Source organism: Candidatus Nitrosomarinus catalina, from assembly GCF_002156965.1.
GTDB lineage: Archaea > Thermoproteota > Nitrososphaeria > Nitrososphaerales > Nitrosopumilaceae > Nitrosopumilus > Nitrosopumilus catalinensis.
In genome coordinates this window covers 195,607-220,880 of record NZ_CP021324.1, presented here as the reverse complement: position 1 = coordinate 220,880, position 25,274 = coordinate 195,607, and the positions used below count along the sequence as shown (strand labels likewise).

Here is a 25,274-nt window from a genome sequence, read left to right as displayed (position 1 = left end):
ATATCAAATAAGTCCATAAAATCTATCAGATATTTTATATGACCTTCTAAAATTTAAAAAATTGAGAGAAATTGGATCAAAATCAGGACAATGCTGTTGACAAAGTTCTTCTTGAGCGATTTGAATCAGAAATTTGGAATAAAGTACCCCACTTAGAAAATAATCAAGAAGGTGGAAAAATCGTTAATGCAACTCCTTTGGTAGATATTACAGCAGATTTTAAAGAATGTGCCAAAAAAATTTACAATTTGGATATTTCTGATTCTGAATTACAAGTTTATGGAAAATTAGATTCCACATTACTTACAGGTTCAATCAAAGTGAGACCTGCTGCAAATATTATTCACGAAGCAATCAGTACTGGAAAAATAAAGAGTGGTCAGACAGTAATTGAAGCAACGTCAGGTAATTTCGGAATTGCATTAGGAATGCTATCAAAACTTGGGTTACAAGTTGTCACAATTGTTTCAAGAAAATTACAAGAAGGTGTTTTTCATGAATTAAGAAATATGGGTATCAAAATTATGGATTTGGAAATGGATATTTGTCCAGCCCCTGGAATGGAAGGCAAAAAGGATGAATTGGTTGCAAAAGCAACAGCTGCAAATGTTCGTTCACAATTAACACAGTTAGGATTTGATCCTAGTATATTTGATAATTCAATTACAGAGATAGAAGCACTGTTAGGTAAACAAGACATAATCAATTTAGCAAAATTGCTTGCAAAAAAATACAATTGTTTTTGTCCAGAACAATACGATAATGATTTGAATGTAAATGCACATAGAACAATTACTGGAGCTGAAATAGATCAGCAATTACAACAAGATGGAAATTCTTTAGATGAATTTAATATTCTATGCACGTTTGGAACAGGTGGAACATCAGGTGGATTAAGTAGATACATTTCAGAAAAATATAACAAAAAAGGAGTTCACGTAATATTCCCTCCAGGCGGTCAAGACGTTGCTGGAATTAGAACACATAACAACGCAGATGGTCTGAAATATTATCAACCAGAAAAATATGCCGGAGAATATGAAGTAGATTTTGAAAAAGCAAAGCCACTTTTGAAATTTTTTGTTGAAAAAGGACACGATATTGGAGAAAGTAGTGCATTGGAATTATACGCAACTTTACAACTAGTTAGTGCAAATAAAGGAAAAAAGTTTGTAGTAATGATTTGTGATGGAATAGAAAAATATAGAAAGAATTTAGAAAAAATTGGAAAAATTCAACCACCAGGACAAGTATCACAAGAGGAAGTAGCCTCAAATTCATCAGAGTATGATAAAGTAATTTGGATACACACTCAATATACCCCTCAAGAAGGAGGAATAGAATTACTTGCAAAATCTTTAGGTATAGATAAAAGTAAAATTGTAATTCCAAATGCTCGAACCGCACAACAACTATTATCTGGACAAGGAATTCCTGATGAGATAAATAATTCAATTCAAGAATCTAAAGGCAAATCCCTCATGGTTTGTATGGCAGGACGAACATCTCTAATGGCAGCAAATGTATTAGCTGAAAAAGGAATTGTTACAGACAGTTTAATTGGAGGAATTACAGAACTTCCTGAAGCTAGAAATAGTCAACTTTCAGAATTAGTTAAACAAGCATCACAATTTTAACTATTAAAAATCATATTAAAAACAAGTATGAAATGTCTTTCAATTTGTCAACCGTTTGCAAATTTAATTATACAAAATAAGAAAACAATAGAGTTAAGAAAATGGAATACTAATTTTCGTGGGATTTTCTTAATACATGCTCCAATTAAAATTAGAAAAGAGGATTGTAAAAGATTAAAAATTAATGAAGAGTTTGTAACAGGTGCAATCATAGGTAAAGCAGAACTATTTGATGTAAAAAAATATGAATCATTAAAAGAAATTAGAATTGATAAAAATAAACACTTTTCTTCACAAAGTTTTCAAAAAACAACATATGGTTTTATTTTAAAAAATGCTAAACCATTTAGAATTCCAATTGCATGTAAAGGCAAATTGAAATTTTTTGATACAGAATTACCTAAAATAAAAATTAAAGAAAATAAAATTGTAAACGATATGATTGAAGAGGAGTTTACATATCAATGGGTTGGCCATCACTAAAGAAAAAAACTTTAGAAAACGTCACTAGTATATATAAGGAAGTATATAAACAACCACGCATGCCACAAACAAAACCAATTGTCAGCGTAGTAAATGTAGTTGCATCAGCATCAGTTGATCAAAAAATGGACTTAAACGAGATTACAAAAAAATTTCCAGAAACAGAATATAATCCAGAACAATTTCCGGGATTAGTTTTTAGATTAACAAAACCAAAAACAGCAACTCTAATTTTTAGAACAGGTAAAATGGTATGTACTGGAGCTAAATCAGAAGAATTAGCAATTGCAGCTGTAAACACAGTTGTTCAAAAGTTAAGAAAAGCAAAGATCAAAATTAAAAAGGATGCCATAATTTCTATACAAAATATTGTTTCATCAATTAGTCTTGGAGGTAAAATTCATTTAGAAAAATCTGCAAGAACACTTCCAAGAAGCATGTACGAACCAGAACAATTCCCGGGTTTGATTCACAGAATGCTCGACCCAAAAACAGTCATGTTAGTTTTTGCATCAGGAAAACTTGTTTGTACAGGAGCTAAAAAAGAAACAGAAGTGTATAGATCAGTACATAATTTACATTCATTATTAGAAGAAAAAAATTTAATGATTTATGATTAATGAAAAAATGTCTAATAATAAATTTGAAAAAGAAAAAATTAAGATGACTCCAGAAACAGGATTTAATTTAGTTGGAATTGATTATTTTGAAAATCCAGGAAATCAATTATACATAGTTGAGCATTTTGATATGTATCAAGATGCACTAACTGCAAAAAAAGATAGGAAAATTCAAGATGAATATTTCATACTGTATAAAGATCAAAATAATGAATTTTGTTCAAGATGAAATAGGAAAATAGTTAACTGTAGAAAATTTTACAAGATATTTTATCACAGATTAAAAAAAAATAAAACAATGACAGATGAAACAAATGATATTATCGATATAATATATGAGAAAAAAGTATCAAATCAGGCACAAAATTCACACGAAAAAGGTTTTCGTAAAAGTTCTAAAGCAAAATATCAAATTTTTGATGAATCAGAATTTACTCGCGGCAGAGAGGTATTAGGAGAGATAATTGTACATGGAATGTTAGCCTCTGGAGGGACAGATATTGATTGGTTAATTGAACATAAAGGGAGTTTTATAATTTTAGAATTCAAAGGATTTCATAATGATAAAATCAACATTCCACAAGGACAAATAATAGCTTATGAAAAACTCTATGAAAAATTAAATCAATCTACAAAATGTTATTTGTATATTATAGGATGTGATGATATTGATTTTTCTAATCCAGATTCATCAATATGGATTTTTGAAATGAATCAATGGTCAAATAACATAATTCCAAAAAATACTACAGATGTTTTTGGTGAAAATTCAAATAAACAAAATAAATTCATAGTTTATCGTGAATATATGGAAGAGATTAGTGTAGAAGAATTACGAGCACTCATAGATACACATTGGAAAGAATTTGAAAAGTTATGAGTTAAATGTGAATTTTATAGATTTGATTTCTGTTCCATCTTCAACTTTAATATTATAGGTACCAGAATTTTCCCATCCCTCACCATCAGCTATAGCTAATGTTGAATATCTCCCATCTGATTTTACAGAAACTTGTTCAGCCCACACAAGATCATTGTTTTGATTTAAAATTGATAAATTTACAATATTAGAATTTTGAGAAACACCATTAATAGAAATCAAATCAGACTTAGCATATGACGATAAATCAGTTTGAACAGATAATTCTATTTTAATTTCAGATGTGATATTTGATTCAGATGGGTTAACATCATTAGAAAGTAAAAATGCAGTTGCAATAATTATCACTACTGCAATGCCTCCAAACCCTAAAAATAATTTGGGGTTTTTTGATTTTGAATGATTGTTAGGTTGAGATAGTTGTGTTGTCACAAGAGGTTCAGGTTTTGGGATTTCAATTCTAGGTATTTCAGGCGTAATCGTTTCAGGTTTTTTATTAGTTAATGGCTTTTTACCTAAATGTTGTTCTGCTAGTTTTTGAACATAATTTCGTTCATAATTACTAATTACTTCATTATTTTTACAGGCTCGAGCAATTTGCTTGAGTATTCGATCATCACCAAAATCCCCATCCAATAATGAATTTACATCATCAAGCAGCATATCACTCATGTTAATTTTTCCTCACATTCATTATTTATGAATAGCTTGTTTAAGATTTCTAGAGATTTGTTAGTAAATGATTATTTTTTATATATAATTTAAAAATTCTTTGTGTGTGTTTTCTGGGCTTGGATAATAACAGTTCGAATGTAATCCTTAGCAGTAGAATCAGTAACACCCATTTGTTTAGCTCTACGATAAATCTCAGTCTCTTCGGGATTACTCAAATAACATTTTAACAGATAATTTAGTCTGTGAGACCTTTTCTCATCACTTTTCATAATTATTATTTCACCTTATATTAAAAAGAAAATGGGATTGCATAATAACCAATAAAAATTTGTTAGAATATAAAAAAAGGGTATATTTTGATCCTATTACGGTATAAGATTAATGAAAAAGATTGAAGCAACTATTCAAATAAATAAAATTAAGATGATTTCAGATGCAATTACTGGTATTGTGGAAGGATTTACGATTTTAGAAGGAAATGGGAGAGGTTCAGGAAAAAGACAAAACATTAGATCAGAGAGAGGAACAAAAACAATTACTGCAGAATACAACAAAGTTGCAATAATCAGTACAATTGTAGATGATGCAATTGTAGAAAAAGTATGCAAGATTATTGAAGAAGAAGCATATACAGGTGAAAATACAGATGGTATAATTGCAATTAGCAATATCGATAGTGTTTTCAATATTGGAACAAAGAAAGAAAATTCTGAAGCTCTTTAATTATTAAAAATATAAAATTAAATGAAAATTATCTGCTGAGAGGTCACAAACCCTCTCAGGTCGTTATCCTTTTGGAGGACATATTTTTGAAGGGATATTATTTATCATAATTTAACTATAAAAACACATGATATGATTTGAGCACAATTTGTTCAGGAATAAATTTGATTAAGATATCAGATATGCATCTTTCATAATTTTTTCTAATTCTTCAATATTTGTTGCAAATGTAATTTTTGAACGAATTTTTGAACCGCCCTTCATACCTTTAGTGAAACGCATTGCTTGACCCTTAAGATTTGCAAATTTAATTTTGTATTTACTTGTTAAATGTAGGTAGTCAAAGAAAGAATCCAATCTATCATTAAAAGAATATTCCTGATAAGAATTAGTTTTAAGATAATCATTGATTTGTTCAAATAAAAATGGATTACCCATTGCGCCACGGCCAACCATAACATAATCACAATTTGTTTCATCAATCATTTTTTTTGCATCCTCAGGAGTAGTAATATCACCATTTCCAACAATTGGAATATTTGAAATTTCTTTTAGTTCTTTAATTAGTTCCCAATCTGCATTTCCAGAATATCCTTGATTCACTGTACGTGGATGAAATGTAATCATTTCAATTCCTTCATCTTCAGCAATTTCAGCAATATCTTTAAACAAATAACGACTTGCATCAGTAACTCCTGAACGAATTTTTAATGTTACAGGTTTTTTTACAGCATTAACGAGAGTTTTGAATATTTGTTCGGTAAGATTGGATTGTTGTAATAAAGCTCCTCCTGCCATCTGTTGTGTAATATGAGGTGCTGGGCAACCCATATTGTAATCAATTATATCAAAATAGGGTTCAACAATTTTAGCAGCTTTTTCTAATGCATCTAGATCTGAGCCAAATAATTGCACAGATAAAGGTCGTTCTTGTTCAGAATATTCAATAAATTCTGTAATACTTTGCATATGTTCCTTGAGTTGTTTTTCTTTTGCAATAATACTATGAATACTAGTAAATTCTGTAACGACAAGACCTGCACCCATTTTTTTGCATTGTAATCTAAGTGCAGGATCACTAACTCCTGCCATTGGAGCCAAAAATGCTTTACTTGAAAATTTGGGTAACATAAGAAAATTAATTTTTAGAGATATTAATTATTTAAGGAAGTGAATCTGGACAGCCGTCGGTATCTTTGTATTTATTCCAAGTTTCTGGTTCTGAAGGACAGGAATCAAATTCATCATCATATCCATCTAAATCTGAATCAGTTATTGGAACAATAGTAGATTCTGCACCAAAAACATCCGGACAGCCGTCAAAATCTAAAAATCCATTAAAATTTTCACGTTCATTAAGGCATTGATCCCATCTATCATCAACACCATCATTATCAACATCTAATGATTGGTATTTCGGGGAAATAGCAGAATAATCACCTGGTACTGTGTCTGGACAGCCGTCATCGTCTTCAAAATTATTGTAAACTTCTTTTTCATATTTACAAACATCTAATGTATCAATAAATCCATCAAAATCAGTATCAGTTGATGAATTAACATCAACATTATCAGGACAGCCGTCAGTATCAAAGTAGCCATTGTATCTTTCAGGTGCTGTAGGACATAGATCTATTCCATCTGGGATTGCATCATCGTCAGAGTCAATCATAGAAGCATCAACAGGAATTGAAAATCCAATTGTGTCTGGACAGCCGTCATTATCAGCAAAGCCATTATAGTTTTCAGATTTTTCTGGACATTGATCCCATCTATCATCAACACCATCATTATCAACATCAGGTAATTGATATGTGAATAATTCTATTGTATCAACAGAATCTGGACAGCCGTCATCGTCTTGGAATCCGTTGTAAGTTTCAGATATACTTGGACAAAGATCTACTGAATTAGAAATTCCATCTTGATCAAAATCACTCATAATTGGATCGTCAGGACAGCCGTCATCGTCTAAGAATCGATTATAATTTTCAGGGGAATTAGGACAAAGGTCAAGATTGTCTATAATTCCATCGCCATCAGAATCATTTGAGAATTGTTGATCATACAGTGTATCAGGACAGCCGTCATCGTCTTGGAATCCGTTGTAAGTTTCTACTGCATATTTACAACTATCAAAGACATCAAGAATAGAATCATAATCAGAATCAGTTTGTGAAACAAAGTCAGGACAGCCGTCATCGTCTTGGAAATTGTTAAAAGTTTCAGGTAATGAAATGCATTTGTCTACATTATCTAAGATACCATCATAATCAGAATCATAAATAATAATTTCAGAAAATACGTCATCAGGACAGCCGTCATCGTCTTGGAAATTGTTAAAAGTTTCTTGTACTAATGGACAATTATCAGCACTATCTAAAATTCCATCAAAATCAGTATCATAATCAGCATAAAATTCCGGACAACCATCACGATCTTGGAAGTCGTTAAAAGTTTCAGGTAATGAAATGCATTTATCAATTGCATCTAAAATTCCATCACCATCTGAATCTTTCATCAAGTTATCAATAAATAATTCAGTGGAACGTTCATCAGGACAGCCGTCGGTATCTTGAATGTTGTTAAAAGTTTCTTTTTGATATGGGCAAAGATCTATTGTATCTCTTATTCCATCTAAATCAGTATCAAGTGCCATATTATCTGGAGAAATATCTGGACAACCGTCATCGTCTTGGAATCCATTTACTCTTTCACGTTCATTAACACATTGATCATTTACATCTAAAATTCCATCAAAGTCAGAATCAGGATTAATTATTTCATCAGGACACCCATCAAAATCTGCAAAGCCATTCCAAGTTTCAAGAGTTGAAGGACAATTATCTAAAAAGTCTTGAACTCCATCAGAATCAGAATCAATTGCAAGTGTGTCTGGACAGCCGTCTGTATCTTCAAATCCATTAAAAGTTTCAGAAACTAATGGGCAATTATCTTGCATATCAGGAATTGAATCAGAATCTTGATCAAAAATTAATTCTGAAGAAATATTATCAGGACAGCCATCTGTATCTTCAAATCCATTAAAAGTTTCTTGAGATAAAATACATTGATCTACATTATCAGGAATTGAATCAGAATCAGAATCTACCCAATTTAGATTTTTAGATGGACAACCATCTATTTCACCAAAATAATCTTCTTGTAATCGAGGACAATTATCAACATCATCTAAAACACCGTCATTATCAATATCAATCTCAGTAGCTGCTAAAACTGGAGAAATCGAAATACTTAGTGTGGAGCCAAGCATGAACAAAAGCATTAGAGCATATTTAACTTTCAATTTACGCTTTTATTCAGTAATTCCAGTTATTAAATTACACTTTAGTTTCGTTAAATGTACTACTTTTTCTATATAATATTCTAAATGAATTTAAGTAAATCAAATTACAAGACATGATATGAGTTGTTCTGGAGAAGTAGTAGAAAATGATCAAGAAAACCTCATTCAAATAAAACCAGCCATTGCTGCACAACTCAAAAAAGCAAAATATGGGGTTGCAGACCACTCTACCGTTGAATTATGCCATTGGACAAAAAAATCATTCAAACATGAAGGAAGTTGCTATAAACATCAATTTTATGGAATTTTAACTCATAGATGTATGGAATTTTCACCAGCTGGAATGTACTGTGAAAATAGATGTGTTTATTGTTGGAGGCCAATGGAATTTTATGATGCAATGAAAATGGAACCAGAACAAGTTGCAGAACCAGAACAAATTTTAAGAAAATTAATGGGTGAAAGAAAAAAACTGATTGATGGATTTTATGGAGATTCAAGAAATGATAATCAAAGATTAGATGAATCATTGTTACCAACACATTATGCAATTTCATTGTCTGGAGAACCAACAATGTATCCAAAATTACCGGAATTGATTAAATATCTAAAATCATTAGAAGCTACAAAATCAATTTTTCTTGTAACAAATGGACAAGAACCAGATATGATTCAAAAACTACAAGATGAAGATGCATTACCAACACAATTGTATTTATCTACAAATGCAGCAGATTATGAATCATTTATAAAAATTAACAAACCAAAATATGATGATTCATGGGAAAGATGGAACAGAACATTAGATATGTTAAAAGATCTAGATACACGAACTGTTTTAAGAATTACATTAATTCGAAATTATAATGATCAAAAAGAAATGATACCAGCATTTGCAAATATGTTTAGAAAAGCTAGTCCACATTTTATTGAAATAAAATCTTACATGCATATTGGTCGTTCAACTAATAGACTTGAACATGAAAATATGTTAGAAATGCCAGAAGTAAAAAAATTCAGTGAAGAAATAGCTAAACAAAGTAAAATATTTTCAATTATGGATGAAAGTCTTGTTTCAAGAATCTCAATTTTACAAAATAATGAGAGATTTATTGATCGTTATATTTCAGCGTATGCAAATACCAATTAGAAAATTTTTTCAGTGCTTTGTATCTGTGTGAAATATTATTTTTGTCAATTAATTCACCATACGTCTTCTTTTGATTTTTTGGAATAAAAATTGGGTCAAATCCCCAACCTTGGCCTTTTTCTAGCTTAGAGATAGTTCCATAAAGTTTCCCTTCAAAAGATTTCAAATTATTTTTATCACAATAAGTAATGGTTGAAATAAATTTTGCATCTCTGGATGTTTTTAACAAATTCAAAATTCCTTTGTTACCAATAGTTTTTTGGACGTAAGAAGAATAGGGTCCTGGAAATCCATCTAAAGAATCAATATGCAACCCATCGTCTTCAATAATTAGAGGGGCATTACATTTTGAAAATGCATCTTGTGCTTTTTTTGTTGCAATTTGTTTGATTGAGTTTGACTGGATTTCCTCTAAAGTTAATTTAAAAAATTTAGTTGTTATTCCAAATGAGTCTAAAATTTCTCTAGCTTCTTTGAATTTATGAATATTAGACGATACAAACAACAAATTAGACAACTTGTGCATACCTACCACGACTCTCAATTTCTGAAACTAATTTTACAATTTTAGTCTGATAAGGCATTCCAACTACAGATTTGTATCCAATGAGGAAATTTTTCCAAGAGGATTCCATGATTTTTGCATGAGCGCTGTTAAGAATTTCTTTAATCAATCTTAAATCAACCGCATGGTCTTCTGGTTTTATAGTATTTTGAGAAAGTCCAAAATCAATCATGTAGATAATATTTTTAAACAAAATGAAATTGGATGTTGTTAAATCTCCGTGCATTACTCCATTTTTATGTAAAAGTCCAACTAATTTTCCAATTTGTTTACAAATTACAATAATTTTTGACTCAGGTAAATCATGAACAGGTTTTCCAGGAATCTCTTGCATTACAATCATACTTTTTTCCAAATTTACAAAATAAACAAGAGGTGATGGAATTCCAAATGATTTCACTTGCGAAAGCATTTGTGATTCTTTAATTGTTCGTTGCCTACGTATTTTTGAATCCAATGAACTATTTCTATAAGTTTTAATTTTTCTAATTTTAAAAAGAGATTTAGAATTTTTCCAAGTGCCTGTGTAAATATCAGCCTCAGCACCCTTTTTAATTAATTTCATTAACATTATATCCAAAAGAATTCAATAAAAGTTATCATGGAAGATGGAGAAAACAGAGTGAAACAAGAGGATTGTAGCGAAGATAAGCTAGGTCCTGGAATTCTCACATTGACAAATAAAAGATTGGCATTTGATAAAACACAAGCAAGAATAATGGACTTTACAAAACGTATGGGTGATACAGTACTGGATGTTCCGTTAGAAAATGTAATTAAAATTTGGAAAGAAGGCCTATTCATAAAAAAAGTTTGTTTTACTGCGAAAACAAATGAAGGGGAACAGACTTACAAATTTGGAGTTTTTAATACAAAATCATGGGTAAAGTCAATAGAACAAACAATGAAAGAGTAATTATTTTCAATAATTTACTATAACAGAATCTAATCTCCAAGACTGAGTTACAAATGTGTCCTTTAATGTAGCACTTTTTTTAACTTGTGATTCTAAAAGTCCTGTCCAACAAATTTGACTTCCACAATCTCCAGCATATTTTAATGGTACAACAAAAAATTTAGCTCCGTGTCTTTTACATACATCCTTTAACATTTCAGACAATCTTTTGTTTGCAGCAACTCCACCTACAATCATTAATTCTTTTTTGGATGTAAATGATAATGCACGTTCCACTGTTTCACTAATCATAGCAAATGCTGTTTCTTGAAGAGAATAACAAGCGTCAATTTTACTTTTTTCTGAAATAGGTTTTGTAGCTGATAATAATCCAGAAAAAGATACATCATTTCCCTTAACAGAATATGGCAATGAAACATAGTTTGTTGATGTTGAAGCTAATTCTTCAATATTTTTTCCACAGGGGGAAGCAAAACCTATTGATCTGCCAAATTGATCAAGTAATTGACCCAATGTAATATCTAATGTTTCACCAAAAACTCTCCATTGTTTGTTTAGAAATGATAGAAGCATTGTATGTCCTCCTGAAACTAGCAAAACCAAAGGATCATTTGCTCCTGTAAGTAATTTTCCTAATTCAATATGGCCAATTGCATGATTTACTGGATAAATTGGAATTTTGTAAAATGAAGATAGAGATCTAGCCACTACAGCACCGACTCTAAGGCATGGTCCTAATCCAGGTCCTGCAGCATATGAAATAATATCTAAATCTTTTACAGAAACATTTGCTTCGTTTAAACACTCTGATAATACTATAGGACTATTTTCAATATGATGACGAGAAGCCTCTCGTGGATGAATTCCTTGACCAGCTTCTGGTCGAAAAATTTTTCTAACATCAGATAAAATTTTACCTTTTTTTCCTTTTTTTTCAATTATTGCACAAGAAAATGTATGTGCAGTACTTTCAATTCCTAAACCAATCATACTATCCACGACTTAATGTTGATACAATTTTGATTACGTCACCATGTTTTAGTTTTTGTTCACCACTGATTCTTTGTTTAGTTTTACAATCTATTGCATGCAAAAATCCTTTTGCTATATCAGCATGAATTAAGATTGCTAAATCTTTAGCTGTTGAATCTTGTGGAAGTAATTTTGTATCAGGTAGAATTACTCCATCCTTGTTAGTAAGTTTAGTTTCATCTTCTACAGGATAGACTGTAATCAAATTTAATGAATCAAAAACTGCAGTATTTAGAATTTTTTGTATTCCAGTTGATTCAATTTTAGAAAAAATTGTATTAACTAGATCAAGTGCTTTTTGTTGTGGAGCAGGAATTTCTTTTTCAGAATTAATTTTAAATCCTTTGTCACCAGAATTATAATTAATTATTCCAGCTTTAGTGGCTTTTCTTAATAGTAATTCAGTTTCAGCACTACAAGGAATTACAGTATCAGAAATTTTTTTCATAATATCAAGATCTTTACAAAGATCTGCCTTATTTGCAGCAATTATCATTGGTTTAGTATTTTTCCTTAGTTCTTTAACAAAATTTTCTATATTGGAATCATTCCATTCTTTTGGATTTATAGTGATAAGATCCTGTTTTTGTAAGACTTGTTGCACTTGGTAATCCTTTATTCCCAAACCACTGAATCTTTTTGCAATTCCATCAGTAAGTTTTGCACGTTTTTGGTCCACTTCACGAGTTATTTTATCCCATTCTCTTTTTAGAATATCAATAAACCATTGATCAAATTCATCTTGAACAAAAGCAACATCTTCCAAAGGATCATGAGTTCCAACAGGTATTGATTGACCTTGGATATCTGTAGTACCTGCAATATCAACAACATGAATTAAAACTTCAGCTTGTCTTGCATCATCGAGGAATTGATTTCCCAAACCTTTTCCTTCATGTGCACCTGGTACCAATCCAGCAACATCAATCAACTTTATTGGAATCAATCTAGTACCATTAACACATAATTCATTTTCATGTTTTAGATCAAAATGTTTGCAAGCACAGTCTGATTGAACATATGCCACACCAACATTTGGTTCAATTGTTGTAAATGGGAAATTACCAGAAGCAACATCAGTTTCAGTTGCAGCAGAAAAAAATGTTGATTTTCCAACATTTGCTTTACCAAGTAATCCTATTTGCATTACCCAGAAAAATGTAATTGTACTTATTAGTATTGCAGAAATCGTTTAATCTAGTTCTAATAATTTTAAATTATGTCAATAGTAATAACTGGAAATCCAGGCGTTGGTAAACATACAATTACAAAAAAAATTTCAAAAAAGATGAATCTGTCAATAATTGATATCAATGTTATTGCAAAAGATTCAGAGGTAATGGAGAAAAGAGAAAATACCAATGACGTGGATACTCAAAAACTTGCCATTATTGTAAAAGAGATGAAATTAGATGAAAAAATTGTTGTAGGCCATTTAGCACCATATGTTTTAGAAAAAAATCAAGTCAAAAAAATCATCATATTAAGAAGAAACCCATATCATTTGGAATCAGTTTACAAAGAAAGAGATTATTCAGAAAATAAAATTAAAGAAAATGTAGGTAGTGAAATTTTAGGGATAATTACTCATGATACAATAGAAAAATTTGAAGAAAAAGCATTTCAAATTGATGTTAGTGAAAAAAACATAGAACAAGTAGTTGAAAAAGTATTGCAAATTATTTCTGAAAAAGGAAATGGTGAACAAGTGGATTGGTTAGATTTGGTAACAAAAAATAACGATTTAGAAAAATTTTTTACTCATTGATTAAATAACGCCTTTAATTTTCTTAAAGTAATTGTTTCAAATTTCTAAAACAGATCTTGCTGGAAGAATAGGAATCATGTACACAAATCATGGTAAAATTAACACACCTGCATTTGTTCCTGTAATTCATCCAGTAAAACAAACAATTCCATCAAAAAAAATTAAAGAAATTGGATTTGATGTTGTGATCACAAACGCATACATTACAAAAAATAATTATGGCGATGAAGCAGTAAAAAAAGGAATTCACAAAATAATTGATTTTGATAAGTCAATTATGACAGATTCTGGCGGATATCAAGTATTAGAATACGGTGACTTAGAAGTTCTACCACCTGATATGGCAAACTTTGAGACAGGAATATTAACAGATTTTGCAATACCACTAGATAAACCAACAGGATATGGATTACCAATTAAAAAAGCTGAATCGTATGTAAAACATACTTTGAAAGTTTGTAAACAAACTCTTGATGATAGTAAAGATAATGGGCAGATTTGGATTGGTCCTATTCAAGGTGGCGAACATTTTGATCTAGTATCAAAATCAACTAAAGGGTTAATCGACATGGGTTTCAAAATGTTAGCATTGGGAAGTCCTGTTGAATTTATGGAATCTTATGAATATAGATTGCTAGCACAAATGATTGTATCTGCTAAAAAACAAATGCCAGAATCAGTTCCACTACATCTTTTTGGAGCTGGTCATCCACTTACAATACCGTTTGCCATAGCTTTAGGATGTGATTCATTTGATTCAGCTTCATACATGCTGTATGCTAAACAACTGAGATACATTACAGAAGATGGGACACGATATTTATCAGATATTGAAATATTTCCTTGTAATTGTGAAATATGTAGCAAGTATACTCCTGAAAAATTACGACAATTAGAAGAAACAACAAAAATTAACGAATTAGCAATTCATAATTTGTATGCAATCAAACTAGAAGTGGATAAAGTAAAACAAGCTATTCATGAAGGAAGATTATGGGAATATGTGATAAAAAAAGCCAGAGCCCATCCTAAATTATTTGAAATGATAGATGTGATGACTGAAAATTATGAATTTTTAGGTTTAGGAACTCCAAAATTCAAAGAAAGAGCAATTTTCCTGTATGATAAATATGATCAATTTCGTCCAGAAATACAATCATTTCACAATATTGTTAGAAAATTCAAATCCAAGAAAAAGAGATTATTGATTACTAAAGAATCCAGTACTAAACCAGGATATCTATCTCCAGAATATTTGGCATTAAAAAAGAAAGTGAAGGACTTTGATTCATTTCAAGTATGTCAATACAGTCCTCATCTAGGATTAATTCCAATTGAGATTTCAGATATGTTTCCTGCATCACATCATGTAGCATCCAGAATTAAATATATTCCAGAAGAATTTACAGAATTTGAAAAAACTTGGGAAGAGTTCTTTAACAAAAATAAATTTTTAGAGATACATTATAACAAAAAAGATGAATTTTTAAAATATTTTGTAAAAATATTGCCAAAAGAGATTAAGAAAAAATCATTCGGGTAAAAGAATTACTTTAACAAATAAAAATAAAAAGAATGTGCTAAAAGATTTACACTTAAAGTGCTGCGTCTTCTGCCCAACCTTTGATGAAGATACCGTTTTTGTGAAGAGGTACTGGTTGTCCAGCAGTGTAATTCATTGGTCTCATCCAAAAGATTGATTTTGTTGGGCATACACCGATGCATGCACCATCAGAAATACATCTTTCTGGGTAGAAAACAAATGCTTTACCTCTCTTCCAGCCTTCAACAGGTTTTACCCTAAGGACATCAGGACCAAGAGTTGTACAGATTTCTACACATAGTGCACATCCGATACATCTTTGTTCATCAATGTCTGGAAGTATTGCTATTGGCATTACAAAAATAAAATATCAATATAGCTATTTAAACCATGATTGAATATCATAACCCTGTTATGAAAATGATCGTCAAAAAATTATGCGCAGAATACATAATTAAAAATTAAAAATAAAAAATTAACGTGTATTCACGTTTATTTTCTCATTGCATCAATTTGACCAGAGGTTACCCAATCGAGTAATTCTGCGGATGATGGGTTTAGGTCTGCTTTCTTGTTCATAAGATTGTTAACCCAAATCCAATTGATCTGGTTTAGAAGTACTTTATTTCCTTCGTCACCTGCACGAGTTTTTGCTACGACAGCTTGGTCTTGTTGTGCTATCCATTCATCATAGGTTCTTCCCATGAGGATCCATTCTTAGCTGTCACTAATTAAAGCTTTTGTCGATTCTATATCAGATATAATGATCGGGAGTATTCTAAAAAGGTTTTAAGGACGATAAAAACGCATCAAAGCCTTGGAAGTACAAGTATTAGGTGCTGCAAATGAAGTAGGCAGATCAGGATTTTTAGTGGACTGTAATGGTACCAAATTATTATTAGATTATGGGGTAATGTTTGGGAAAAGAGGTTCACCCCCACAATATCCATTACATGTTAAACCTAAGGACCTAGATGCAATCATAATTACTCATGCTCATTTAGATCATTCCGGAAACGTTCCATCATTATTTGTAAGTGGGAATACAGATGTTTATGCAACTCCACCAACATTTGATCTTTCAAAATTGTTGATTAATGATATGTTAAAAATTGAAAAAAATTCACATCCATTTGACTTGCCTGAATTAAATAACATGATGAAAAATGCAAAAGAAATTGGATTTAAACAAAAAGTAACAAAAGGAAATGCAACTTTTGAATTCAGAGAATCAGGTCACGTTATTGGTGGAAGTACAGTTTTAGTAGAATCAGAAAAAAAGAAGTTATTCTATACAGGAGACATTAAAACAAATGGTTCAAGAATGTTACGAGAAATGGATACAGACATAGGGGAAATAGATTTACTAATCACAGAAAGCACATATGCTAAAACAGAACAAATACCTAGAAAAACATCAGAACAACAATTAATTGAATTTGCAAACGAAGTAATGGACAGAAAAGGAATATTGTTTATTCCATCATTTTCAGTTGAACGTTCTCAAGAAATGGCATGCATTTTACGAAGTGCAAATTTTAAACATAAAATCATAATGGATGGAATGGCATTAAAAGTAAATGAAATAATGTTTAAAAATCCAGATTACCTTAGAGATCCAAAAATATTTGCTGAAGCAATTAAAAGTTCAACTGCAATTAGAGAACATGCAGAAAGAAAGCGTGCAATGGGCGAACCATGTGTTGTAATTTCACCAGCTGGAATGCTAGTTGGAGGAAATGCAGTATACTACTTACAACAATTATCATTTGACAGTAAAAATGGAATTGCATTAGTTTCATATCAAGGTGATGGCACACCAGGGAAAAAACTACTAGATACAGGAAAAGTATCAACTAGAGGAAAAGATCTTAATGTTCAAGCAGAAGTAAAACAATTCCAATTTTCAGGCCATGCAGATAGAAAGGAGTTATTTGAAATGATTAAAACAATTAAAGGAAATCCAAAGGTTTGGGCAGTTCACGGAGATTCAGAATCATGTCAAATATTTGCTCAAGAGATTCATGAGCAGTTTGGTTTAGAGGCATACGCTCCAATGGTTAATGACAAAATAACCATTTAAGATGAAAAATAAATTCACTATAGACATAGATAATTCAATTAATAGTGGTCAAGTTTTTCTGTGGAAAAAAATTAAAAAGAATTGGTATGGAATAGATGGTCAAAATATATTAAAAATCAGTCAAGGAGGTAAAATTGAATCAATTCAAAATACAAAAACAGATTTTTTTAGAAAAAATGATGATATTCAAAAAATAATTAAATCAATTTCAAAAGATAAAACAGTAAAAAAAGCTATAAGGCAGTATGAAGGATTAAGACTTTTCAATCAAGATCCTTTTCAATGTATGATTTCTTTTATTATTTCATCAAATTCTAATATTCAAAAAATTAAAAACAGTTTAGAAAAAATTTCAAAAAAATTCGGTACTAAATTGGTTGTACAAAATGAAGAATTTTATTTATTTCCAAGACCTGAAAAAATTGCAAGAGCATCAATAGATGAAATTAAAATTTGTGGAGTAGGATACAGAGCTCCATTTATCAAAGAGGCAGCAAAAATGGTCACTTCAAAAAAAATTAATTTTGAATATTTAAAAAATAGTGATTATAATGAAACAAAAAGAAATCTCAGGTTAATTCCAGGAGTAGGAAATAAAGTGGCAGATTGCATTATGTTATTTTCATTAAATAAATTAGATGCATTTCCATTAGATACGTGGATGATTAAAATTTTAGAAAAGTATTATTCAAATGAATTTCACATTGAAACAAAAACAATTACAGAAAAGCAATATGAAATACTTCATAAAAAAATTGTAGATTATTTTGGTCAATATTGTGGATATGCTCAGCAATTTTTATTTAAAATGGAAAGAGAAAATTATGAAAAAAAATGGCTGTAAACCCTTAAAATGTCAATTAATTGGTAGGTTTCTGGGCCTATAGCTCAGCATGGATAGAGTGTTGGACTTCTAATCCAATGGTCAAGGGATCGAAGCCCTTTGGGCCCACTTAACAAATTATTTATTCAGAATTAAACAAAGTTCCAATATGGGAGATTTAGAATTTAAGCTAAATTCAACGGACATACATCAAAATTCAGAGATTGTTGGTACGATTGATGTATCATATCCTGGACGATATGATGGTGTAGTAGTTAATACAACAATTTTAGACTCAAATGAACATATCATTTACAAATCTTACAATCAAAAAAAGATATCACAGCACGTTTCTAGATTATTTATCAATAAAGATACAATGCCTGAAAACAAAGCAGAATTTTCTGCAGTTATTGAATTTGAACCAACACAAGACTATGAAGTAAAATTTAGAGTGTCAATAATAGAACAACATAAGGAAATTGAGAGCAAAATAATTTTTGCTAAATATTCAAACTAGAACCTACTTTTTTCTACAACTAAAGAGCCAATCATCCATGGATGTGGATCACAGTGATAATGAAGTTCTTGAGGTTCTGTGAAAATGAATTCATATGATTCTCCTGGCATTACAACTCCTGCAGAACCAAATTCACCACTATACGAATCCATGTGTCTATGATCTGCAGTAACAGTGTGAGGAGTATCATCATCATTCATCCAAATCACATGATTATCTATCGTTAATGTGATCGTAGGTTTGTTTGGAACATAACTAGGGTTTCCTTCTGTTGCTGCACCTTGTGCAATGCTAATAATGAAATTTTCAGTTGGTTCCAAAATATGGATATCGACAGAAGGTTTTTCTAAAGATTCTGGAAGCCAAAATGAAGTATAAAATACAAGTACAGCACCCATTCCAATAATTAATGCAATTACACCAATACCATATGCATGACTTGATGTAGTAGCACTCATAATTTCTGTAGATTTTCCAAGTTCTTATAAAGCTTGGTTAGAATTTTTGTAATCAAGGTTTTGTTAGATCTTGAGATCCTAAATTAGGATCATTACTTGTTTCAGTATTCAAATCAGCTTTAGTTGTTGGTGTTGGAACTGTTGGTGCCAACTCTTGAGGTTTTTCTTCAGAAGTGCCATCTGGAAGTTTAGAGGCTTCACTAGTTGCATCACCAGTAATTTCAGGGGTTGTTTCAGATTCGGATAATTCTGGCAAGTCCTCTTCAATTTTAACAGGTGCTGGTGGTGGTGCATTCTTTTGTTGGGCTAGCGCATATCTGTAGATATGGAAGAATGCTGCAAATACCAACAAGATTATTCCAACCAAGAATAGTGAAACATTCTTCATTCCTGTTAATGCTGCATTATAAGCTGCAATGTTGAGGAACACTTGGAATGCCAATAGTGCAACAAGTAGCCAGTTAATCCATTTGTCAGATAAGTTGATAGTTGCAACCTTTTGTGGGCCAGCACTTTTTGCTAGTTTGGATTTTCTTTCTGCTTCGTTTGCAAGTTTAATCATCATGTATGTGAATCCGAATCCTAATGGAACTAACAATAACATTGTTCCGTAGAAGAATATTGGATCAATTACCAAACGCTCTACTAATGGAATTGATACGTCTGGAGAAATGTAGAATCCCCAATAGGTAGTTACCATAATCTGTGCAAGACTAGTAATTCCAAATGCAGTAACCATTGGTCTATCCCTCCATGAAAATTTCTTGTATCTGTCAAGGAATGGAATCAATACCAGTGATATGATAAACACTAGTGGCCACAGTAAACCTGTAACAAACTTATCATATTGAGTTCTCATAAAAGCGTAAATTCCAGTAAGATACCACTCAGGTACTGTTACTCCTGGAGGTACCGTGGGTTCAAATTTGAATCCTAAATCAATTGGGAAAACACCACCAGTGATCAAAATTGCACCACCAATTGCCATCACCATTGGAACATCAAACACAAGGAATCTTGGGAAGTGTACTGCCATTAATCCCAGCATTACAATAGGTAGCAAGAACACATGTTGTGCATAGAACCTTAAAACGAAATCTGAAAATCCACTACCCAGCGCCGCATCTCGAATTGTAGGACCAACTACAGGTATGGATGTTGTCAGCGACGCTGCAATACTGATTGCAAGTTCTGCTCTTTCACTAAATATAACATCATAACCGGTAAAGGCCTCAAGGATAGTAACAACACCTAAAATAACACCTGTCATCCATAAAACTTCATTTCTAATTTTGTATCTTCCACTAAAGTATTGATAATACATGTGAAGAACTGCAAGTAAAACCATGGCATTAGAACCATGATAGTGTATGTTTCTAATATGAAAACCAAATGGTACTTCATCATTAATGAATTCAACACTGTCCCACGCTCTATCTAATATTGGTTGATAGTAAAACATGAGCAGAGCTCCTGAAACTCCAAGGATGATAAATACAGTAAATGTTAACATTCCTAAAAATCCAAATGGACTTACAAATCTTGCAGGGAAAGAAAACTTTATAGCTGTAAAAATAGTTCTATCTACTCCATCCCAAATCCAATAAAGTAGGGCCACTATACCCGTATGTCTACTAAGTGAAACGGCCATATCCAATTACTCCATTACTGTTTGCGTCAAATTTAGGTGGTAAAATGTAAACAAATCCATCGGAATCAACTTCTAAAGTTAATTCAGGTAAAGTATCTGATGGTGCTGCTTGCAATGATGCAGGTCCAACAAATGCTGTTCCAGTTAGTGGATCATACATACTTCCATGACAAGGGCATTCACCTCTCTTTCTTCCATCATCAGGCCAATATTTCCACAAACACCAAAGATGAAGACAAATCATACTGTATGCACGAATGCTTGTTGCATCACTTTTTCCTCCACCTAGTTCTTCTGGAAGTCTAATGAATTGCCATTTACGAAATGCTTCTGCATCAAGTGCAGCATCTCCAGTTGCAGGATATGTAATTACTTGTGCAGAATTAATTTCATAGCTATTCAAATTTGCATGTGAACCATCAGGTAAAATAACAGGAACTTTTTCCAAAGATGCCTGATTTGGATTTGGCATATAGTCTCCAAATGGGATAAATGGTGCAAAAGCCAGACCTGTGCCTGCGGCACCCATTAATCTTAGAAAATCTCTTCGGGACAGACCCTCAGATTTTTTAGTCTCAGCCTCTGACATTCAGCTAGAATACTCGACAAAATGGATATAAACCTTGTTTGAATTTTAGGTATTTTTTTGCCTAAATATCAAAATCATGGAGATTCCGATCGCTGCACCAACAATAATTCCCATGAATAATCCAATTTCAAAATCAGAATTATCACTAGTTTGAGATAACGGTTCATTTTCTGAAATTCCCATAGTATGATTTTTGAGTTCAGTGATTTTAGTTAAATTTTCTGAATCTGTAACAATTGATTCTAATGGAAGAATATTTTCACTAACAATAATTTCTGATGAAAGATTTGTAAATTTTGCTTTAAGTGTAATTGGTTCAGTAGTTGAATTTCCTCCAAACAATGTTGAATGTGTTAATAATGTGTAAGTTCCAGTTTGATTAATTGGAACATTAAGTACTGTTGAGGTATAATCTTTATTTTTTACAGGATAAAACCCACCACCTTGACTAAAGAGAGAATTTCCTAACCAATCAAGTGAAGGCCATCCAAGAAAATGACCAAAAACTCCAGATGGAACATTTGTTTGAATAATTTTTCCAAACGGATCCATTACAAACATACCAAAATTGGTATCATCAGAATTCCATGAAAGTTCTATGATTGCAGAATCAACAAGTTCATTTTGAATATCAAAATAATATTGTCTCCAATCTCCTGCCATATATCGATTAGACATATCAAATGCGCCTTTTGTAAATCCATTTCCATAAAGTACATCATCAGTTAAAGTTCCTTCAACAGAAATAACAGAATCTAGTTTTGTGACAGATTCTTTTACAACAAAAGATACAGGTGCATTAACAGAATGAATATCGCTCTTAAAATTTAAAAATCCCTGATAAACACCAGTTTGATAATTATCTGGAACAATTAATGTAACATCTACATTTGCAGAATTATTTGGTGAAACTTCAATTACTTTGGAATCAGGCCACAAAACAGACCAGATATTATTTTTGTAATAACTTGCAGATAAGGTATAATCCATTGATGTTGAATTTTGGTTTGTGTCACCTAACCAATAAGAATAACGAGATGGAACAGGATAAACACCAACTAGAGGTTCTCCTTCAAATTTTTCTTTAGGTTCCGAAACTCGTAATTCTTGAACCGTACCCCATGAACCAGCTCTGTTAACCATAGATAATTCATCAGAAGTCACTTCAGTATTGTTATTTTTGTCAATCCAATCATAAAGATATAATGAAGAAATTTTTAGATCATCAGCATATACATCAGCTGTGGAATTCATAAATTGAGTAAATGGGAAATTGAGATTTAATATCATTAGTGAAGAATCATCAGGTATGGGATTTTCAGAATCAAAAAAATCTCCTAGTTCAGCATTGTTTGTTACATCTGACAATTTAACATAGTTTGGAGAAAAAATTCCAGTTTTATTTAAAATAGAATCTTGTTGTTGAGTAATTGTTTGACTATCTAAACTTGAACGTTTTATTAATGAAATAGTTTGTGGTTCTAAATTAATTATTAATGTATTATTGCTAGGATTATCTATTGTAAAAGTAGTTGTAGTTCGTTCACCAGGAAGTATTTGGCCTGCAAACCAACTAGTCATAGGGAATGATTTTGAAGAAAATTGGAACTTTTCTAATCCAATTTTAGTTGAATTAATATTTATCATTGAAGGTTCAAGAATTTTTTTTATATTTTCATAAGATGCATTATTGTGAACAATGAAAAATCCATTGGTACCGTGAACATAATCTAAAGCAGATTCAATATTTGCCAATCCAGAACCCTGAGTAAAAGGATCATTATGTAAATCCGTTGCAGTTGACATTAGAATATTTTTAATTGTAAATGAATCATAATCCTGATATTGTTTTTTCATTTCTTCCATCAAAATTGCAGCACTACCTGAAACTATTGGGGCAGCCATACTAGTTCCACCAAATAACGAGAAAGATTCATCTTGTGAATCTTTAGATTCTTTTAAAATATTTGAAGGAACAAATCCATGTGCACCAATACTCATTAAATCAGGTTTAGGATCACCAATCAAACTGGGACCTCGGCTTGAAAAATCAACTACATGATCATGATGAATTGTATTGTTTCCAAATCTTGGTTGATCCTCAAATGGACCATATCCAACAAACACATTATTTGTGGTTGCTCCAACAGAAATTCCAAACGGTGAAGCATTAGGTAATCCAATAGTTCCGTACCCATGACCAGAATTACCGGCACTAGAAATTATTGTTACACCAGGATAATCATCATGTAAGGAATGAGGTGTAGAAAGAACACTAAGAATTAAAGACAAAATATCCATGCCAGGAGCATATTTTAAATTTGGAAAATTAGAAATTCCCCAACTGTTAGATATAATATCTACTCTAGGTTTTCCTGAGAATTCCCAACTATCCTCATTATTTGTAAATCCTGCTGCCCATAACCAACCATAAACAGTATCACCAAACCACAATGCCTTTACTGGTAAAATTTTTGCATCGGGTGCAACTCCAATTATAGAATATTTTTTTGTGTCATTGTAAATATCATAAGTTTCAATACCTCTTGAAGTAATAGATGCTGCACTAGATGTTCCATGTCCCATAAAATCAGTCATTACACCAAAAAAATTTCCATCAGGATCTATTGGAGGAAGTAATGTACCATTAATTGCATTAAGAGAGTCATCAATAGTTGTAGAATTATTTTTGATTACGCCATAAACATCTAAAACATTTGCACCTATTGTTCCCGCACTAAAATCATTTTTTCCATCATCATTGTAATCATAAACTAAAAACTCGTTTCCACTTCCCAAAACAATAGGAATTTCATCAGTAAAATCAAAATCATAATTAGATTTTTGATTTGAATCTGAAGTATCCCTAGTATAATCTTCCCAAGAAGTACTAAGATCAGGAATCACAGTATCGTAAATGCCAGAAGAAGTAGAATCAACAACTAAAACAGGAACAACTTGAATTTTATCAAATAATCCACCTTGATACATTACACCAAGATGATATATTCCACTTTGGGATTTGATAAAATTGGTAACACTGTGCCCAATTTTCATGTCATTAGACAGAGTTCCATTAAAAATTATAGAAGAACCAAACTGAGGGAAGAACGAATTGTAAACCTGAATTATTGTTTCTTTTCCTTGTTGAGATATATCAAGAAAAACACCATCTCGTGTATGATAAACAGATGAAGTTACATTTTCTGAAATTGGTTTTGTAAAATTTTGAATTGTGTCATATTGACTAATGTTTGCTACAAAAGTTGCATTTGTTAAAATAATTCCTTGTCCATCAGGATCCAACATAATTGGGCGATTAAATTCATCTCGTGCAAGTGAATGTTGAATGTCAGGATTTGAAAAATCAACACCTGTATCTACAATAGCAATAACAATATCATTTCCAGTTGAATTGTATTTTTGTTTTGCAATAGTTGAGCCAGTAATATCACCAATTCGTGACACATCAGATATTTTTTCTTCAGATTGATGAAAATCTAATCTAGAGTCTTCAATTACATAGTATCCTTGAGAAATTAAATTGGATGCAGTTATTTCTGAAAGTAATGAAACAGAAAAAAAACCATAATCAGATTCAACATCATACATGGAATTATTTTTCATGTTATCGGGTAATGAAGTTGAACCAAAAATCAAATATCTCTTATAATTATTTTCAAGAAAAAGATTAGGTTCAATATCAATAATGTTTGAATCAACAATTATTTTATTTTCTGAATTATCAGTAAGATTCTGTTCATCAAATGAAATTGCATGTGCACTAATTGGAGAAAAAAGAAAAAAAAGAGTTAAAACTATAGATAACTTGATTTCAGATTTTTGCATAA

Annotated in this window: 27 protein-coding genes and 1 tRNA gene; 14 read left to right on the top strand and 14 right to left on the bottom strand. The window is 31.3% G+C overall.

The features are described from left to right. Window positions 1-71 precede the first annotated feature (71 nt). The 5 genes from NMSP_RS01185 to NMSP_RS01165 all read left to right on the top strand — a co-directional run bounded on the left by NMSP_RS01185 (window position 72) and on the right by NMSP_RS01165 (window position 3,620). Window positions 72-1,637 carry a pyridoxal-phosphate dependent enzyme gene (locus NMSP_RS01185; protein WP_086907087.1) on the top strand — a complete coding sequence of 522 codons (1,566 nt, stop codon included), beginning with the start codon at window positions 72-74 and terminating at the stop codon, window positions 1,635-1,637. Between the two features lie 27 nt (window positions 1,638-1,664). Further along, on the top strand, window positions 1,665-2,120 hold the full coding sequence (locus NMSP_RS01180; protein WP_086907086.1) for an ASCH domain-containing protein: 456 nt from the start codon (window positions 1,665-1,667) through the stop codon (window positions 2,118-2,120). A 59-nt stretch (window positions 2,121-2,179) separates the two neighbouring features. Then, a complete protein-coding gene (locus NMSP_RS01175) occupies window positions 2,180-2,740 on the top strand; it encodes a TATA-box-binding protein (RefSeq protein ID WP_086908311.1) in 561 nt (186 codons plus the stop codon). A 7-nt stretch (window positions 2,741-2,747) separates the two neighbouring features. Beyond that, window positions 2,748-2,969 (top strand): hypothetical protein, encoded by a 222-nt coding sequence (locus NMSP_RS01170; RefSeq protein ID WP_086908310.1) that lies wholly within the window; start codon window positions 2,748-2,750, stop codon window positions 2,967-2,969. Window positions 2,970-3,038: 69 nt separating this feature from the next. Further along, window positions 3,039-3,620 (top strand): hypothetical protein, encoded by a 582-nt coding sequence (locus NMSP_RS01165; protein ID WP_086907085.1) that lies wholly within the window; start codon window positions 3,039-3,041, stop codon window positions 3,618-3,620. On the opposite strand, the gene NMSP_RS01160 is transcribed toward NMSP_RS01165, so the two are convergent. Together NMSP_RS01160 and NMSP_RS01155 are read right to left on the bottom strand one after the other, a co-directional pair. Further along, complete coding sequence (locus NMSP_RS01160; RefSeq protein ID WP_086907084.1) at window positions 3,615-4,292, bottom strand: hypothetical protein; 678 nt, start codon at window positions 4,290-4,292, stop codon at window positions 3,615-3,617. The two genes, NMSP_RS01165 and NMSP_RS01160, sit on opposite strands and share 6 nt — an antisense overlap. A gap of 89 nt (window positions 4,293-4,381) precedes the next feature. Next, window positions 4,382-4,564, bottom strand: a complete 183-nt coding sequence (locus NMSP_RS01155) for a hypothetical protein (RefSeq protein ID WP_086907083.1) — start codon at window positions 4,562-4,564, stop codon at window positions 4,382-4,384. A gap of 112 nt (window positions 4,565-4,676) precedes the next feature. On the opposite strand from NMSP_RS01155, the gene NMSP_RS01150 reads away from it, so the two are divergent. Continuing rightward, on the top strand, window positions 4,677-5,018 hold the full coding sequence (locus NMSP_RS01150; protein ID WP_086907082.1) for a P-II family nitrogen regulator: 342 nt from the start codon (window positions 4,677-4,679) through the stop codon (window positions 5,016-5,018). Between the two features lie 168 nt (window positions 5,019-5,186). Here NMSP_RS01150 and dusB read toward each other — a convergent pair whose 3' ends face one another. Together dusB and NMSP_RS01140 are read right to left on the bottom strand one after the other, a co-directional pair. After that, window positions 5,187-6,149, bottom strand: a complete 963-nt coding sequence (gene dusB, locus NMSP_RS01145) for a tRNA dihydrouridine synthase DusB (protein WP_086907081.1) — start codon at window positions 6,147-6,149, stop codon at window positions 5,187-5,189. Between the two features lie 31 nt (window positions 6,150-6,180). Then, window positions 6,181-8,292, bottom strand: a complete 2,112-nt coding sequence (locus NMSP_RS01140; RefSeq protein ID WP_192866190.1) for a thrombospondin type 3 repeat-containing protein — start codon at window positions 8,290-8,292, stop codon at window positions 6,181-6,183. 151 nt (window positions 8,293-8,443) lie between these two features. Between NMSP_RS01140 and twy1 the strand changes: the two genes are divergently transcribed. Beyond that, complete coding sequence (gene twy1 / locus NMSP_RS01135; RefSeq protein WP_086907079.1) at window positions 8,444-9,475, top strand: 4-demethylwyosine synthase TYW1; 1,032 nt, start codon at window positions 8,444-8,446, stop codon at window positions 9,473-9,475. Here twy1 and rdgB read toward each other — a convergent pair. Next, entirely contained in the window at window positions 9,435-10,001 is a 567-nt protein-coding gene (gene rdgB, locus NMSP_RS01130) for an RdgB/HAM1 family non-canonical purine NTP pyrophosphatase (RefSeq protein WP_086907078.1), read from the bottom strand. The two genes, twy1 and rdgB, sit on opposite strands and share 41 nt — an antisense overlap. Continuing rightward, complete coding sequence (locus NMSP_RS01125) at window positions 9,985-10,605, bottom strand: KEOPS complex kinase/ATPase Bud32 (protein ID WP_086908309.1); 621 nt, start codon at window positions 10,603-10,605, stop codon at window positions 9,985-9,987. Before NMSP_RS01125 ends, rdgB begins: the two co-directional genes overlap by 17 nt. A 36-nt stretch (window positions 10,606-10,641) precedes the next feature. Here NMSP_RS01125 and NMSP_RS01120 point away from each other — a divergent pair, with 36 nt between their 5' ends. After that, window positions 10,642-10,956, top strand: a complete 315-nt coding sequence (locus NMSP_RS01120) for a hypothetical protein (RefSeq protein ID WP_086907077.1) — start codon at window positions 10,642-10,644, stop codon at window positions 10,954-10,956. A 6-nt stretch (window positions 10,957-10,962) separates the two neighbouring features. On the opposite strand, the gene kae1 is transcribed toward NMSP_RS01120, so the two are convergent. Together kae1 and NMSP_RS01110 are read right to left on the bottom strand one after the other, a co-directional pair. Continuing rightward, window positions 10,963-11,946 (bottom strand): KEOPS complex N(6)-L-threonylcarbamoyladenine synthase Kae1, encoded by a 984-nt coding sequence (gene kae1 / locus NMSP_RS01115; RefSeq protein ID WP_086907076.1) that lies wholly within the window; start codon window positions 11,944-11,946, stop codon window positions 10,963-10,965. Window position 11,947: 1 nt separating this feature from the next. Next, window positions 11,948-13,135 (bottom strand): redox-regulated ATPase YchF, encoded by a 1,188-nt coding sequence (locus tag NMSP_RS01110; protein WP_086907075.1) that lies wholly within the window; start codon window positions 13,133-13,135, stop codon window positions 11,948-11,950. A 72-nt stretch (window positions 13,136-13,207) separates the two neighbouring features. Here NMSP_RS01110 and NMSP_RS01105 point away from each other — a divergent pair, with 72 nt between their 5' ends. Continuing rightward, window positions 13,208-13,756, top strand: coding sequence for an adenylate kinase family protein (locus NMSP_RS01105; RefSeq protein WP_086907074.1), 549 nt, complete (start codon window positions 13,208-13,210; stop codon window positions 13,754-13,756). Between the two features lie 31 nt (window positions 13,757-13,787). Next, entirely contained in the window at window positions 13,788-15,299 is a 1,512-nt protein-coding gene (tgtA, locus tag NMSP_RS01100) for a tRNA guanosine(15) transglycosylase TgtA (RefSeq protein ID WP_086907073.1), read from the top strand. A gap of 52 nt (window positions 15,300-15,351) precedes the next feature. Here tgtA and NMSP_RS01095 read toward each other — a convergent pair whose 3' ends face one another. Together NMSP_RS01095 and NMSP_RS01090 are read right to left on the bottom strand one after the other, a co-directional pair. Continuing rightward, window positions 15,352-15,654 (bottom strand): ATP-binding protein, encoded by a 303-nt coding sequence (locus tag NMSP_RS01095; RefSeq protein ID WP_007403030.1) that lies wholly within the window; start codon window positions 15,652-15,654, stop codon window positions 15,352-15,354. Between the two features lie 137 nt (window positions 15,655-15,791). Further along, window positions 15,792-16,004 (bottom strand): hypothetical protein, encoded by a 213-nt coding sequence (locus tag NMSP_RS01090; protein ID WP_067958139.1) that lies wholly within the window; start codon window positions 16,002-16,004, stop codon window positions 15,792-15,794. A gap of 112 nt (window positions 16,005-16,116) precedes the next feature. On the opposite strand from NMSP_RS01090, the gene NMSP_RS01085 reads away from it, so the two are divergent. From NMSP_RS01085 to NMSP_RS01070, 4 genes are all read left to right on the top strand, one after another. Further along, window positions 16,117-17,382, top strand: a complete 1,266-nt coding sequence (locus tag NMSP_RS01085) for an MBL fold metallo-hydrolase (RefSeq protein ID WP_086907072.1) — start codon at window positions 16,117-16,119, stop codon at window positions 17,380-17,382. Between the two features lies 1 nt (window position 17,383). Beyond that, complete coding sequence (locus NMSP_RS01080) at window positions 17,384-18,226, top strand: DNA-3-methyladenine glycosylase family protein (protein WP_086907071.1); 843 nt, start codon at window positions 17,384-17,386, stop codon at window positions 18,224-18,226. A gap of 33 nt (window positions 18,227-18,259) precedes the next feature. Beyond that, window positions 18,260-18,334: transfer RNA gene (locus NMSP_RS01075), tRNA-Arg, on the top strand. Between the two features lie 40 nt (window positions 18,335-18,374). Next, entirely contained in the window at window positions 18,375-18,725 is a 351-nt protein-coding gene (locus tag NMSP_RS01070; protein WP_086907070.1) for a hypothetical protein, read from the top strand. Here NMSP_RS01070 and NMSP_RS01065 read toward each other — a convergent pair. From NMSP_RS01065 to NMSP_RS01050, 4 genes are read right to left on the bottom strand one after another with little or no spacing between them, the layout of a single operon-like run. After that, window positions 18,722-19,183, bottom strand: coding sequence for a cupredoxin domain-containing protein (locus NMSP_RS01065; RefSeq protein ID WP_086907069.1), 462 nt, complete (start codon window positions 19,181-19,183; stop codon window positions 18,722-18,724). The genes NMSP_RS01070 and NMSP_RS01065 overlap by 4 nt on opposite strands. Before the next feature lie 52 nt (window positions 19,184-19,235). Beyond that, entirely contained in the window at window positions 19,236-20,834 is a 1,599-nt protein-coding gene (locus NMSP_RS01060; RefSeq protein WP_086907068.1) for a cytochrome b, read from the bottom strand. Beyond that, entirely contained in the window at window positions 20,818-21,423 is a 606-nt protein-coding gene (locus tag NMSP_RS01055) for a Rieske (2Fe-2S) protein (RefSeq protein WP_086907067.1), read from the bottom strand. The genes NMSP_RS01060 and NMSP_RS01055 overlap by 17 nt, the downstream gene beginning before the upstream one ends. A 45-nt stretch (window positions 21,424-21,468) precedes the next feature. Next, complete coding sequence (locus tag NMSP_RS01050) at window positions 21,469-25,272, bottom strand: S8 family serine peptidase (RefSeq protein ID WP_086907066.1); 3,804 nt, start codon at window positions 25,270-25,272, stop codon at window positions 21,469-21,471. Between the last annotated feature and the right edge of the window lie 2 nt (window positions 25,273-25,274).